The sequence below is a fragment of the Moorella naiadis (nom. illeg.) genome, assembly GCF_051020825.1.
In the GTDB taxonomy this organism is placed as follows: domain Bacteria; phylum Bacillota; class DSM-521; order Neomoorellales; family Neomoorellaceae; genus Neomoorella; species Neomoorella naiadis.
Genome location: NZ_JAXGFQ010000020.1, coordinates 1 through 14,298 on the forward strand (window position 1 = coordinate 1; position 14,298 = coordinate 14,298).

Genomic DNA, 14,298 nt, shown 5'->3' on the forward strand with positions numbered 1-14,298 from the left:
TATATGGCCGGTAAACCCATTCCCGGTTTTATCAGCCCGGTGGGTATTCATACCGTTATCGGCGCCATCTTATTCGGGGTCGGTATGGTTATTGCCGGCGGCTGCGCCTCCGGGACCCTGATGCGGGTCGGCGAGGGCTTCATCATGCTGATGCTCACCCTGGTCTTCTTTGTCGCCGGTTCAGCCCTGGGTGCCTATCAGTTTGGCTGGTGGCAGGGCTTTTCCATGAAATCCTCGCCAGCGGTATTTTTACCCAATGTTCTGGGTTGGCCCCTGGCCCTGCTGCTACAACTGGCCCTCCTGGGCGGCTTGTACTGGCTGGCCACCTGGTGGGAGTACCGCAAAGTAGATTAACGGCAAGACCTTGCCGGTTGTTAAATAGAGAAGTCACCCATGGCGGCACACCGCTGCCAGCAAACGGGAGAAATGAATCGGAGGTTGATTTACAATGGCTGAATATACCCTGGATGCCTTGGGCGAGGCCTGCCCGGTGCCTTTAATCCGCACGGAGAAGAGAATGAAGGAGTTAAAAGTAGGGGATATCCTGATTGTGGAGATTGATCATAGTTGCGCCATGAAAAATGTCCCGGAATGGGCGCGCAAGCAAGGGTATAACGTGGAATTGGAAGAAATCGAAGAGGGACGCTGGGATGTAATTATCGAGAAAACCAAGTAGTCCACCAAAGATATCGACTCGTAATAATTTTAAACGCGATAACTTTCAACACCTAATTTAATTAAATAGGGAAGGGAGGATTAGCATGAGCAGGTACCAGGAAGAGGTGTTAAAGCTAAAGAACGCCATCTTGAAGGACGCATTTCCCTATTGGCTGGGAGGTATTTTCCTGGGCGTCCTAAACGTCGTTCACTTTGCCACCTTCGGCGCACCCTGGGGGATCACCACCGCCTTTGCCAACTGGGGCGCCTGGGTTGTCCAGGCTCTAGGTTTCCACCCGGAAAAGTGGGCCTTCTACCAAGCGCCGGCCAACGCTAAGATGCTGGCCGGGGGGTTTTTGAACGATGGCGGTTCCATCCTGGACGTGGGTATTATCTTGGGAGCCCTCCTGGCCACGTTGCTGGCTTCCCAGTTTCGCCTCAAAAAGATTAAGAACTACAAGCAGGTTGTGGGGGCCGTGGCCGGGGGGTTATTAATGGGTTACGGCGCCAGGATTGCCTATGGCTGAAACATCGGTGCTTTATTTAGCGGCACGGCTTCGATGTCGCTTCACGGTTGGGTGTTTACCATCTTCCTGCTGGTCGGCGCTTTCTTTGGGGCGAAGATTTTAACCAGATACCTTATTTAAGATGTGGCATGGCTGAACGACTAACCCGGCAGTGGGGCTTCCCCGCTGCCCCGTCCTAGAAGGAAAGGGGTGCAGGAATGCGCGAAAAGAAAATCGAGGAATACGATGTCGTTGTCATCGGTGGCGGTGCCGCCGGGATGACGGCCGCCATTTATGCTGGCCGCGCCCGCTTGAAAACTATTATGATCGAGAAATCCCTGCCGGGCGGCCTGGCCACCTATACCAACGAAATCGAAAACTACCCCGGTTTCCCCGAGGGGAACAGCGGTTTGGGCTTAATGCAGCTTTTCGAACGGCAGGTTAAGAAGTTCAACGTCAAGGTTAAACTGGCTGACGTCCAAGGGGTAGACCTGGAGGGCGAAACCAAGGTCGTCAGGACCTTCCGTACCGATTACTACGCCAAAGCCGTAGTCATCGCCACCGGCGGCAAACCGCGCCTGACAGGGGCCAAGGGAGAGGAGAAATTCCTTTATGACAAGGGCATATCCTTCTGCGCCACCTGCGATGCGGCCTACTATACGGGCAAAGAAGTAATGGTCATCGGCAGCGGCGACGCCGCCATTGAAGAAGCCATCTTCCTGACTAAATTCGCCAGCAAGGTTTATATCTCCGTCATCCACGACGAGGGCATCATGGACGCCAACAAGGTGGCACAGGAACAGGCGCGGCAGAATGAAAAGCTGCACTTCATCTGGAACACCATGGTCGACGAGTTTGCCGGGGGCGAACGCCTGGATACGGTAATCTTGAAAAATGTCAAGACGGGGGAGAGGATACCCGTCAGGGTTGACGGCTGCTTCCTCTTTATCGGCTACCTGCCCAACACCGAACTCTTCCGCGATATCATCAATATGAACGAACGCGGTTACATCATCACCAATGAGCAGCTGGAGACCAACATCCCGGGGGTCTTTGCCGCCGGCGATGTGCGGGATAAAGTCCTGCGCCAGGTGGCCACAGCCGTGGGCGACGGGGCCGTGGCCGGCTTTATGGCCGAGCGGTATATAGCCGAAAGTGAGTATTTTGCCCGGGAATTCCGGCAGGTTAAAGGACCCCAGCTGGTATTCTGTTACGATCCCACCGAGGCCCGCTGCCGGGAAGTCATGACTGCCGTTGAGACTATTCTGCAACAGCACCCGGAAATCAAGCTCAGCAAGATCGATGTTTATAAAGGCAAGGGTATGGCCCTGCGCCTGGGTCTCCAGGGTGACGCCTGCCTGGTTTTAATGCAGGACGGCCGGATTACCGAGGTCCTGGACCTGGGTGGGTTGACCCCGGAACTTATTGAAGCCCGGATCAGGCAGCTGGCAGCCTGAGTAAGGCTGCTCCCAAAATAGGTTTCTGCTAAATTAGGCAACTGTTGGTTGGCCAAAATTATTCACCTGGCCCCGGAAGAAAATTCCGGGGTTTTTTGCTGAGCAATCTTAGTCGCTGCCGTGACGGAATAGCCAGGCCCGCAGATCCTCCAGTTTTTCCCCTTCTGGATACTTGTTGAGACGGTTCAAGGCCAGGAGCTCATCCAGGTATTCAGGGTGGGCGCGAAAATACTGGACCAGATTGCGGAAGAGGCACATGGTGGGCGGGGTGATATAATGCTCGATACCCTCGACCTGTTCCTCTACCCCGACCCGGGCATTGAAGAGGGTGAGGAAGTCCTTGAGCATCTCGTCGCGCCAGACAAGGAAATACCCAGTCCGCCGGCCTTTATCAGTCAGGGCGATATGGCGGTACTTCTCATAGACGACAAAGCCGCCTTCGTGGAGCTTCTGGATCATCCTGGTAACGGAGGAAGGTTGGATTTTCAGGGCTTCGGCCAGGTCGACGGCCCGGACATAACCCTTCTCCTGAATGATCCGGAAGATCATCTCCAAGTAGTCCTCCATGCTTTCGGTTAACATGCTCTCCCCTCCCGGAGGTGTTTCCTTCTATCTAAACTTTATGTCGGCAGGCATAAACTTTAGACCGGACCAAAGATAGGAACAGGTGCGATATACCGTAACCGATATACCTTAAGGTTATTATCCATTTTCCGGATCGCCACCCGGTAGCGAGGGAGGAATAGATTCCTTTTGACACCGGCAGCCTGGCGTGGCGTCCTAGGGCATTTGGGTAACTCTAGCCGGGACGTTTTTTACCGGCAATACTATAACAAAAAGGCATACTATGGCTACAGGTCAAAGGGAAAGGAAATAGAATAATATACAGGGAACAGAAATCCCGGCCACGTCATGCCGGGAGGAGGAAGCTGAGGAGAGGACGATGATTTATCTCAATAACGCCGCCACCTCCTGGCCCAAGCCGGAGGTTGTCTACCAGACACATGATGCCCACCTGCGCCATTTAAGCGGCAGTATCAACCGCGGCGCTGGCGGGGCCTCCCTGGACGTCGACCGGGCGGTCCTGGAGACCAGGGAACTGGTGGCGGATTTTTTTAACATCCAGGAACCGGAACAAATCATTTTTGCGCCCAACGCCACTGAAGCCCTTAACCTGGCCCTCCAGGGGCTGCTGGCAGCAGGCGACCACGTGATCATCAGTAGCCTGGAGCATAACGCTGTAGCACGGCCCCTGTACGCCCTGCACGCTAGGGGTGTTGAGTATACCATTGTAAACTGCGACCCCTCCGGCCGCCTCAATCCCCTTGACGTGGAAAGGGCCATTGTCCCCCGCACCAGGCTAATCTGTTTGACCCAAGCCTCCAACGTTACAGGTACCATCCTGCCCGTCAACGAAGTGGGGGAGATCGCCCGGAAACGCCATCTTCAGTACCTGATAGATACTGCTCAAACGGCGGGGGAAATCCCCGTAGATGTGGAGGCGGCCGGTATTACCCTGCTAGCCTTTACCGGCCACAAAGGCCTGTTGGGTCCCCCCGGTACCGGCGGCCTTTACATCCGTTACCCTGAGACCATACGACCCCTAATTTTTGGCGGTACCGGCAGTCGTTCTGAACTCCTTACCCAGCCGGAAATCCTGCCCGATAAATACGAAAGCGGCACCATCAATGCCCCGGCCATTGCCGCCCTGGGAGCCGGAATCCGGTTTATCCAGGAGATAGGGCTGGATAACATCCGTCACCATACTATGGGTTTAACGGCCAGGCTCCTGGAAGGCTTACGTCGCCTGCCGGAGGTAATCCTGTACGGCCCCCTGGAGGCCGGGGAGAGGGTACCGGTGGTCTCGCTGAATATCCGCGGCCTTTACCCGGGCGAGGCCAGCGCCTGGCTGGCGGAGCATTACAATCTAGTTACCCGTTCTGGTCTGCACTGTGCTCCCCTGGCCCACCGGACCATCGGCACCCTACAAACGGGAACCTTAAGGTTGAGTCCGGGCTTCTTTACTACTCCTGGCGAAATCGATGCTACCCTGGCGGCCATAACAGAGCTAGTGGGAGTGATGCTTGATGAATGAGCTGGTCCTTTTGACCTTTCCTTCTACTTTTTATGCCCTCCGGGCGGAGAAAATGGTCCAGGCGGCCGGCCTTAAGGGAAAATTAATTCCCGTACCCCGGGAACTGAGTTCCCTTTGCGGCCTGGCCCTGGAACTTGACCCGGCAGTAACCGCCCAAGCCCTGTACCTGCTCCAGGCGACCGGCATTAAGCCGGAAAGGAAGGTACAGGCAGTAAAGGAAGGGCCATGTTTTAAGAATATCAGGGAGATACCTTAACGCCCAGGTTTCGGCGTAGTGCCTTGATGCACATGAAGGTAACCGGGGAAAGCAGGTAGCGACCGTTATTTGTAGCCGGGCGGATCGTTACCTGTTTGGTGTTATTGCGGCAACTTTTTGACAAGGAATCCTGCTCTCGCTGGCGAATGCTAATAACAGCCAATGAATGATCGCCTGATTCGGTAGAAGTCCATTTCGGGAGATAAAGCCACCGCCAGCAAACGGGGGCAATGAGAGGCACGGTAAGCTTTAATTCAGGAACTGGCTTAGCTGGTTACGGCAAACCTCCCACCTTTCACCTCCAACTTCCCACATCCATTTGCGGAGGAGCGAGTATCTGTGCCGGAAAAAGTCGATGCCCGCCTGCAATTGTCCCGCCTGGAACTCCAGATAGCCCTCCTGTCCATAAACGGATTAAAACGCTGGGAGATAGCCACTGTCCTGGATATTCAGAAGGGCACCGTAAAATCCCAGCTGGAACGGGTGACGAGCAAACTCGGCCTCGATTGGAAGGACCGGGAGGATATCTACTGGCCGGAACTGGAACTGGAAGTCCAGCAGGCGCTCCTGAACCTACAAAAGATTAAGGATGAAAGTGATGCTGGTGCTGATAACGCAGAGATTACAGCTACTATCGCTGCCCTGGAAGCACCAGAAGTAGATGGACCCCTGAAAGGCCAGGGGGAGGAGGGCACAGCTGGCCAGGGAGATATCAGGGTGGAAGGACCAGCTAGTATCGACTTTACTACAGTCCGCCAGGCCCTGGAGGGGGGACTCTCCCCTGGCGAGGCGGCCATCCTTCAACTTCAGGGTTTCTGTTCCCCCAGGGGGCAGGCCTACCTGCGACAGGCCCGGTCAACCCAGTGGCAATTGCTCCTGTTGGGTGAAGGCCGTTCCCTGTATGTCAGCGCCGGCGCCCGCTTCTGGCTGAAATCAGCTCTGGCCGTGCTAACCGATAACCGGCAGATTCGCTTCCTCCAGAGCGACAGTGGCGAGGATGCCTACCGGCCCTGGTGGCTGCCCTATACCACCAGCGGCAGGGCCCGGGGTACCCATGCCGCTTACTACAAACTTCAGGATGCCGCTAGCGGGGAATATACCGGCAGCTACCTCCGTACCTGGATAGATAGCAGCCTGGAGAATTATGTGGCCGCCTTACACGCCCGGATGCAGCAGCGTTGGAAGGCTTTAAACCGAATCGCCCGGGCAGCAGGGCGTGGGGGACCCCAGCCCCTGCCCAATTTCTCTGCCCTTCTGGCTGAAGCCCGGCGGGCTCTGGGGATCGAGCCATAAAATTACCCCGGCTATTTGCCGGGGTAATTTTATGGTACTGTTAGGAATTATTTACTTGCCCCGATTTAACCGCACTCCCAGTTATATTACCCGCAGTTGAACCGGGACTACCGTTTTGATTGACGCCACTGTTAACTCCAGGTTGCTTGCTGGGGGGCTCTTTACTGTAATTCGTCGTACCCGAACCGGGTTGCTTGCCGGGTGGGGTGCTATTAGCTGGCGGACGATTCGACCCGGAACCGGCCGCCGGCGTGGTGACGGTGATTTCCTTGACCGCAGGTGGACGGGGTGGTATCCGCGTCTTGGTAGCATTTCCTTTAGAGAGGGAACCTTTATTAGTGGGGGTTGTCCCTTTGCTGCTGCCGGATACCTGGGTGGATGGGGTATCCAGGACGACTTGTTTGGTTGTCTGCCCGTAGTCAAAGAGAGCCTGGGCCACCTGCCGCGCTTGCCCGGGGTCGACCCCCCAGTAGCTGATGCCCTTTAAGGTCAGGAAGTATCCCGGCAGGGTCTGGGTGACCAGGTTCATATTTTTAAGGTTAATTCCTGCTTTGGCCAGGGTCAGCATTTCATCCAGACCCATATTGGTTTCGACATTACGGTAGATTTCCGGTAGCAGCCGGGGTAATTTCAGCAGGGTCGCCGGCTGCTTGACCTTTTCAAAGAGGGCTTTTAGGAGTTCCTGCTGCTGCCCGGTGCGATCGATGTCCCCCAGGGCTTCTTCCCGGAAACGGACAAAGGCCAGGGCCTGGCGCCCGTCCAGGTGCTGGGGGCCTTTTTTCAGATTGATTTTATACTGGGGCCCGTCCACCGGGTCGTAATAGTACATATTTCGCGGGATGTCTACAGTAACGCCCCCCAGGAGATCAATGATATTCATGAAGCCATCCCAACGAAGCAAGGCATACTTGTTAATAGGTACGCCAATAAGATCGGAGACGATGCCGGCGGTCATCTCCGGGCCGCCAATACTAAAGGCGGCGTTGATCTTATCCGGGCCGTGGCCGGGGATGTTTACCCTGGTGTCGCGGGGAATAGACAGGAGGGCGATCCTGTCCTGATCAAAATGGGCCACTATAATGGTGTCTGTGTTACCCGCTTTTTCGCCAGGGCGGGCGTCGGTGCCCAGGAGTAAAACATTCAGGGTTCCCGGGGCCTCTGGTGCGTTACCATTGGCCAGGTCCCCCTGGCCGGCAGACGTGGGCGGAGCCAGAAACTGCCTGGCAACCAGGTAACCGCCGCCCGCCATAATACCGAATACCAGGAAAGCCGCAATTATCAGCTTTAATTTATCTCTTAACATAAGTAAATTCCTCCGAAATGAGATGTGAGAAGTGGGAGGTGAAAAGAGGGAGGCCTGCCGAAACTGGCTACGCCAGTTTCAGGTTAGAGCTGGCCCGCCCCACGAGGGTATTATGGAGATTCTTCGCGGTTTACAGCCAAATTCCTGCCGGATGGTTTGATAGAAAGCACTTGTAATAATTCATTTTCCTGCTATAATAAATTTCGGACAGTAGCACATCCCGTGGGGGGTGTTAGGCACAGATCTTTAATCGTTTCATAACCGGCGATGGAGCTCGCCTATTGCTCAATGAGCTAATAGCTCCTACCGAAAGCGGCCAGTGATCGGTAGGAGTTTTTTAGTGCCTGAAACTCTTCGGCTACCATGGGCCCTTTTTAACCTCGAGCCGATCCCTGGTCTAATATAAGGGGGTTAAAGCTTATGGAGAACACGTGGCTCGTGGCGGCCGAATGGCTGGGTTTGGCTTTAGTAAGCGGTTTGTTGGCCGGCTGGACCGGGGTCTCAATTTCCTTGCTGGAGATCGCCGTAGGTGTGCTCGGCGGCAATTTTTTAGGTCTACACACCACCCCCTGGATCGATTTTTTGGCAGGCGTGGGTAGTATTTTACTTACCTTCCTGGCCGGGGCCGAGGTCGATCCGGAGGTTTTACGGACCAAATTCAAGGAAAGTATGAGTATTGGCGTCATTGCTTTCCTTTTACCCTTTGCCGGTGTCCTGTTATATGCCTATAATGCCCTACACTGGACCCTTCAGGCGGCGGAAATTGCGGGAATCGCCCTGTCAACTACTTCGGTCGCTGTGGTTTACGCTGTAATGGTGGAAACGGGTCTCAATGAAAGCGAGATAGGTAAAATTATTTTAGCAGCCTGTTTTGTGAATGATCTTGGTACGGTTGTGGCCCTGGGTATACTCTTTGCTAACTTTAATTTGTGGATGCTTCTATTTGCCATTGTCACGGCTGTTGTACTGGCTGTTATGCCTCGTTTCACGCGCTGGTATGTTGCCCATTATGGCAACCGCGTCAGCCAGATGGAGGTAAAATACTTTTTCTTCCTGCTTTTCTTCCTTGGCGGGCTGGCGTCCATGGCTAACAGCGAAGCCGTTTTACCGGCGTACCTCATTGGTCTGGCAGTGGCAGGTTTCTTTCTCCAAGAAAAGAATATGGCCCTGCGTATGCGCACCATGGCCTTTGCCTTCCTAACACCCTTTTATTTTTTGAAAGCGGGCTTGTTTGTGTCCTTACCGGCTGTAGTTGCCAGCGCCGGGATAATTATCATCGCGCTTTTGATTAAAATCGCGACCAAATTCATTGGGGTCTGGCCAATAACCCGTTTCTTTAAATTTGAACCGCGGGAGGGCATGTATACCACTTTGTTAATGTCTACCGGGCTGACCTTCGGCACTATTTCCTCGTTGTTCGGCCTCAACCATGGCTATATCAACCAGACTCAATATACAATTTTAGTAACGGTAGTTATCCTTAGTGCCGTAGTGCCGACGCTGATTGCCCAGGCCTTTTTCCGGCCCGACCGGGTCCCGGCGCCCCAACAAGAAAAGCGGCGTCATGCTTTGATACCACAAAAAGAGGAGGGTAATTAAATCATGTTTAACAAGATTTTAGTAGGCTACGATGGTTCGCCTAATGCCAGAAAAGCCCTGCTTGCTGCTCTTGAACTGGCTAAGAAATACGGGGCGCCAATAACGGCCGTTTCTGTGGCCCATGTGCCTGATTTTGCCGATACCAGGGACGAAGTCAACGGTGTCCTGGAGGATGCCAAAAACTTTTTTGCCCAAGCTTTGGCGGAAGCTCAAAACCTGGCTACGCGGGAAGGGGTAACATTAACAACCAAGGTAGTGCCCGGTCACCCGGCCGATACCCTGGCCCGCCTGGTGGAAGAGGAGGGTTATGATCTGCTGGTATTAGGAGCCCGCGGGTTAAGCGGTATCAAGCGCTACCTCTTGGGTAGCGTTTCGGAAGCCATGGTAAGGCTGGCTAACTGCCCGGTGTTGATAATTAAGGGCAAAAAATAAGGGGCGACTGATTTTTAGGCTATGCATGGGTTACAATAATGTATATAGCTTAAGCTGAGGCCAAGGAGTCGGCCTCGATAAATCTCGAAAATGCGCTTATGAGCGCTGATGACTCCTGTCTGGATAATTCCGGCAGGAGTCATTTGTTTTCTTGTGCTAAGAACATGAATGAGGAGGGCTTCCTGATGGAGCAGCAAAGCAGAGAGGAAAAGATAAACCCATCGCTGCAAAGGGCATTTAAGTTTATTATTTTATTGGGGATCGTCAGCCTGTTTTCTGATATGACTTATGAAGGAGCCCGCAGCATTACCGGCCCCTTCCTGGCAGTGCTGGGGGCGAACGGGGCAGTTGTCGGGTTCGTTGCCGGCCTGGGGGAATTGCTGGGTTACGGGGTACGGCTGATTTCCGGCTATTTAAGCGATCGTACCGGGCGATACTGGCCCATCACTATTCTCGGGTATATACTCAACCTTTTGGCCGTACCTTTTTTAGTCCTGGCGGGCAACTGGCAGCTGGCGGCGATTTTAATGATTACCGAGCGAGTGGGTAGGGCTATTCGTACCCCTGCCCGCGATGCCATGCTTTCCCACGCTACTTCCGAAGTGGGACGGGGGTGGGGATTTGGCCTCCATGAGGCTCTGGATCAAATTGGGGCCGTTACCGGCCCTCTCATTGTTGCTTTAGTACTTTATTTAAAGGGCAGTTACCAAACGGGGTTTGCCATCTTATTTATCCCGGCTTTCCTAGCGCTTACGGTTCTTGTTGTGGCCAGGTTTTTATACCCGACGCCGCGGGAACTGGAAGTGACCCCGGCTATACCTGCGGCTAGAGGATTGCCAAGAACATTCTGGCTCTACCTGGCAGCCGTTGCCTTTATAGCGGCAGGTTACGTTGATTATCCCTTAATTGCCTTTCATTTAGGCAAGAGTTCATTGGTATCAAGTAATTGGATCCCTATACTTTACGCCATAGCCATGGGGGCGGATGCCCTGGCTGCTTTAATATTTGGTTACTTGTTCGACCGGATAGGTATTTATGTTTTGGCTATTGCCGGTCTGGTCTCATCCTTGTTTGCCCCCCTGGTATTTTTAGGAAGCTTCGCCATGGCTCTAGTTGGGATGGCAATTTGGGGCATAGGAATGGGGGCCCAGGAATCCGTCTTACGCGCTGCCGTGGCCAATATGATCTCCATTGACAGGCGTGGCACAGCCTACGGGGTGTTTAATACCGGGTATGGTATATTCTGGTTCCTGGGTAGCGCCTTAATGGGGATGCTTTACGACCGGTCAGTAGGATACGTGGTAGCATTTTCAGTAGTAACCCAGTTACTTTCCGTGTTGCTTATGCTCTATGTCGGTAAAAATGCTTCTCATTGAATACCCCCTTATACCATCCAGAATGATACCAACAGAGGATGAATGGGAAAAGCTTAAGGTAATCCTGTTGGCGAATAAATTTTTCTAGTTCACCTGGTGGGCCGGGGAAGAATATATGCTGCCAAAGGGCCTAGAAGTAGTAAATATAATTGACGGGTTGTGGGGATTAAGAGGCAATTGAAATATAATAGGCACTCATGATGGCGCATAATGCTATTATTGACATACTATTTGATAGAGAGGTGTTCTTCCTATGATTTTCCACAGCATACTATTTAAAAGGACTGAAGATAGTATAAAGGAAGAGACACTTGAAGCGCCTATCTTTTTTGTTGATTTAAATCTGGATCAGATTATAGACGCCATTACGGCCGGCAAAGAGGAATATAATTTAAAACCGTTTTTTTACACTTCCTTGAACGATAGCGACACGATCAATTATCGTCATGAAATAATGCGTGATTTGGAGAATGATACTTTATTTGATCATATAAAATCATTTGCCCAAAACATGCGCACAATGCGCGGACATCTCGCCCAGGCAGACAAGCTTTACTATAAATACCAAAAGGAAAGATGGTTTTTAGATGCGGTGGAAATTTACTGCGAGGCCGTTAATTGCCTGGCCGATGAGTTAACTCGTATAGATCTAAAATCACGCGGCTTTTTAGCCTTCCGCGAATATTTGACGGACTATACCCAATCCCAGCATTTTACATCACTTCTGGCAGAAACGAAAAAGCTAAAGGCCGATTTGGCTACAGTAAAATATTGCTTGCTCATTAAGGGTAACCGCATCAAAGTCCGCAAATATGAAGCTGATATTGATTACAGTGTGGAAGTGGAAAAAACCTTCGCGAGATTTAAACAGGGGGCGGTTAAGGATTACCGAGCCCAATTTTCCACCTGGCCGGATATGAACCATGTTGAAGCAAAAGTACTTGAGTTGGTTGCCCAATTGTATCCTGATATATTTTGGCATCTTGATAATTACTGTGAGGAAAACAGCAATTATCTGGATGAAAAGATAGCCGCTTTTGATCGAGAGATACAATTTTACATTGCCTACCTGGAGTATGTCGCGATATTCAAACGGAAGGGATTAAAATTTTGCTATCCGCAGGTTTCCAATACATGTAAAGAAGTTTATGATTATGAAGGATTTGATTTAGCCCTGGCCTATAAACTCATTAGCGAAGGCTCATCTGTTGTCTGTAATGATTTTTACCTAAAAGGTAAGGAGCGTATATTTATAGTCACCGGTCCCAACCAGGGCGGTAAAACAACCTTCGCCCGCACCTTTGGGCAGCTGCATTATTTGGCCAGCCTGGGCTGTCCCGTCCCGGGCAGGGAAGCGCGGCTCTTCCTGTTCAATAAGCTTTTTACCCATTTTGAGAAAGAGGAGAATATCAAAAATCTCCGAGGCAAACTACAGGATGACCTCATCAGAATTCATGATATCCTCAGCCAGTCTACTTCCAACAGCATTATCATCATGAATGAGATTTTCACTTCCACAACATTAAAAGATGCTATTTATTTAAGCCAGAAGGTTATGGAGAGGATAATACAACTGGATTTACTGTGCGTTTGCGTAACCTTCATAGATGAATTGGCTTCTTTAAGCGACAAAACCGTCAGCATGGTCAGCACGGTAGTTCCCGAAAATCCAGCCTTGCGAACATATAAGATCGTAAGAAAACCTGCTGACGGGCTTTCATATGCGATATCAATTGCCGAAAAGTATCGACTCACATATAGCTGTTTAAAGGAGCGGATAAAATTATGAAGGTTTTTCTCATGTATAGCGATCGTAATTTTAATTTACAGCAGAAATTACCATCGCATGAACAAGCACTGACACAAGACCTGGAATTAAATACGCTGTTCAACGCCATGGCGCGCGGTGACGAATTTTTATTTGAAGTGGCCAAGAAAACTATTTTGTCCGGTTTAAATAATGATCGGGACACCATATTATACCGGCAGGATATCTTAAAAGATTGCCTGAGAAATTCCTCCCTTGTCAGGGTTATCTACGATATCGCGGTAGAATCAATTGCAAACGAGAAAAAGTATTACTTTGGATTTTTGCGTAATTATCCCGATGCAATACTGCATCGATCGGTAGAAGTGTTGCAGATGTTTCTGAGTATGCTTCAAAAACTAAGAACAATCGCCGATGAACATGCCAATAAATTTGAGTCAGAAGGCTTTACCGCGTTTTTTGCGATGCTCAACGAAGAACTTGATGACGAATATTTCGCCAGCGTCCAAAATCATCTCCGGGAACTTAAATTCCGCGATGGAGTTTTAATCAGCGCAGAATTGGGCAAGGGCAATAAAGGCACCAATTATATACTGCGTAAACCTCAAGACGAAAAACGGAGTTGGATGGAGCGGCTCTTTGCCCCTAAACCGCCCGTTTACACCTTTTATATCAGTGAACGTGATGAAAGCGGCGCCAAAGCCCTAGCGGAATTAAGAGACAGGGGGATCAACCTTGCTGCCAATGCCCTCGCCCAATCCACTGATCATATTCTCAGTTTTTTTACTACCTTGCGGACTGAATTGGCCTTTTACGTTGGTTGCTTGAATTTACATGAGCAACTTGCCCAAAAGGGGGAGCCCATGTGCTTTCCCCTGCCCGCAGCTCCCGGCGAACGCAGGTATTCGTTTAAAGGGTTATACGATGTCTGCCTGGCTTTAAGCCTGGAACAAAGAACTGTGGGGAACGATACGAATGCTGACAATAAAGACCTGGTAATAATCACAGGTGCCAACCAGGGTGGCAAATCGACTTTTTTGCGTAGCATAGGTTTGTCACAATTAATGATGCAATGCGGTATGTTTGTGTCGGCTGAATCTTTCTGTGCCAGTGTCTGCGACGGCCTTTTTACGCATTATAAAAGGGAAGAAGACGCTACCATGAAAAGCGGGAAACTTGATGAGGAACTAAGCAGAATGAGCGATATTGTAGACAACATTACAGCCAATTCCATAGTGCTTTTTAACGAATCTTTTGCCGCGACAAACGAAAGGGAGGGCTCAGAGATTGCCAGGCAGATCGTTAGCGCCTTAGTGGAAAAGCAGATCAAGGTTTTCTTTGTTACGCATTTATATGAATTCGCCTATGGTTTTTATAGTAAAAAAATGGATAATGCCCTTTTCCTGCGGGCTGAACGGCAAACCGACGGCAGACGAACTTTTAAAATAAACAAGGGTGAACCCTTGCAAACTAGTTATGGCGAAGATTTGTATAACAGTATATTCGGGAAAAGTAATTAAATTCATTACCGATTCCGCCTTGCAGGCGGGACAGGG

The 14,298-nt window shown here is 51.2% G+C and carries 13 protein-coding genes, 1 pseudogene and 1 riboswitch; of the genes and pseudogenes, 12 read left to right on the forward strand and 2 right to left on the reverse strand.

Features of this window, described 5'->3' with window-relative positions; all coding sequences use genetic code 11:
• The 4 genes and pseudogenes from SDD30_RS12250 to SDD30_RS12265 form a co-directional block, all read left to right on the forward strand.
• Nucleotides 1-354: YeeE/YedE thiosulfate transporter family protein (locus SDD30_RS12250; RefSeq protein WP_434075207.1), on the forward strand; the 354-nt coding region annotated here is incomplete at its 5' end.
• 94 nt (nucleotides 355-448) lie between these two features.
• Nucleotides 449-676 carry a sulfurtransferase TusA family protein gene (locus SDD30_RS12255; protein WP_434075208.1) on the forward strand — a complete coding sequence of 76 codons (228 nt, stop codon included), beginning with the start codon at nucleotides 449-451 and terminating at the stop codon, nucleotides 674-676.
• A gap of 85 nt (nucleotides 677-761) precedes the next feature.
• Nucleotides 762-1,304, forward strand: a pseudogene (locus SDD30_RS12260) (YeeE/YedE thiosulfate transporter family protein).
• Nucleotides 1,305-1,381: 77 nt separating this feature from the next.
• Nucleotides 1,382-2,620, forward strand: coding sequence for an NAD(P)/FAD-dependent oxidoreductase (locus SDD30_RS12265; protein WP_434075209.1), 1,239 nt, complete (start codon nucleotides 1,382-1,384; stop codon nucleotides 2,618-2,620).
• A 108-nt stretch (nucleotides 2,621-2,728) separates the two neighbouring features.
• Here SDD30_RS12265 and mntR read toward each other — a convergent pair whose 3' ends face one another.
• Entirely contained in the window at nucleotides 2,729-3,202 is a 474-nt protein-coding gene (gene mntR / locus SDD30_RS12270; protein WP_434075210.1) for a transcriptional regulator MntR, read from the reverse strand.
• A 361-nt stretch (nucleotides 3,203-3,563) separates the two neighbouring features.
• On the opposite strand from mntR, the gene SDD30_RS12275 reads away from it, so the two are divergent.
• From SDD30_RS12275 to SDD30_RS12285, 3 genes are all read left to right on the forward strand, one after another.
• On the forward strand, nucleotides 3,564-4,715 hold the full coding sequence (locus SDD30_RS12275; RefSeq protein ID WP_434075211.1) for an aminotransferase class V-fold PLP-dependent enzyme: 1,152 nt from the start codon (nucleotides 3,564-3,566) through the stop codon (nucleotides 4,713-4,715).
• The gene (locus SDD30_RS12280; protein WP_434075212.1) at nucleotides 4,708-4,971 is read left to right on the forward strand and encodes a putative Se/S carrier protein; all 264 of its coding nucleotides are present in this window, start codon (nucleotides 4,708-4,710) and stop codon (nucleotides 4,969-4,971) included. The genes SDD30_RS12275 and SDD30_RS12280 overlap by 8 nt, the downstream gene beginning before the upstream one ends.
• A gap of 339 nt (nucleotides 4,972-5,310) precedes the next feature.
• Nucleotides 5,311-6,264, forward strand: a complete 954-nt coding sequence (locus SDD30_RS12285) for a LuxR C-terminal-related transcriptional regulator (RefSeq protein ID WP_434075213.1) — start codon at nucleotides 5,311-5,313, stop codon at nucleotides 6,262-6,264.
• Between the two features lie 40 nt (nucleotides 6,265-6,304).
• Here the strand turns inward: SDD30_RS12285 and SDD30_RS12290 are convergent, their stop codons facing one another.
• Entirely contained in the window at nucleotides 6,305-7,567 is a 1,263-nt protein-coding gene (locus tag SDD30_RS12290) for an LCP family protein (RefSeq protein WP_434075214.1), read from the reverse strand.
• A gap of 254 nt (nucleotides 7,568-7,821) precedes the next feature.
• Nucleotides 7,822-7,880, forward strand: a riboswitch (Fluoride riboswitch).
• A gap of 107 nt (nucleotides 7,881-7,987) precedes the next feature.
• Here SDD30_RS12290 and SDD30_RS12295 point away from each other — a divergent pair.
• The 5 genes from SDD30_RS12295 (at nucleotide 7,988) to SDD30_RS12315 (ending at nucleotide 14,262) form a co-directional block, all read left to right on the forward strand.
• Entirely contained in the window at nucleotides 7,988-9,166 is a 1,179-nt protein-coding gene (locus SDD30_RS12295; RefSeq protein WP_434075215.1) for a cation:proton antiporter, read from the forward strand.
• 3 nt (nucleotides 9,167-9,169) lie between these two features.
• A complete protein-coding gene (locus SDD30_RS12300) occupies nucleotides 9,170-9,598 on the forward strand; it encodes a universal stress protein (RefSeq protein WP_434075216.1) in 429 nt (142 codons plus the stop codon).
• 185 nt (nucleotides 9,599-9,783) lie between these two features.
• Entirely contained in the window at nucleotides 9,784-10,974 is a 1,191-nt protein-coding gene (locus SDD30_RS12305) for an MFS transporter (protein ID WP_434075217.1), read from the forward strand.
• Nucleotides 10,975-11,227: 253 nt separating this feature from the next.
• Nucleotides 11,228-12,763, forward strand: coding sequence for a MutS-related protein (locus tag SDD30_RS12310; protein ID WP_434075218.1), 1,536 nt, complete (start codon nucleotides 11,228-11,230; stop codon nucleotides 12,761-12,763).
• A complete protein-coding gene (locus tag SDD30_RS12315; RefSeq protein ID WP_434075219.1) occupies nucleotides 12,760-14,262 on the forward strand; it encodes a MutS-related protein in 1,503 nt (500 codons plus the stop codon). The genes SDD30_RS12310 and SDD30_RS12315 overlap by 4 nt, the downstream gene beginning before the upstream one ends.
• The last annotated feature ends 36 nt before the right edge of the window (nucleotides 14,263-14,298 follow it).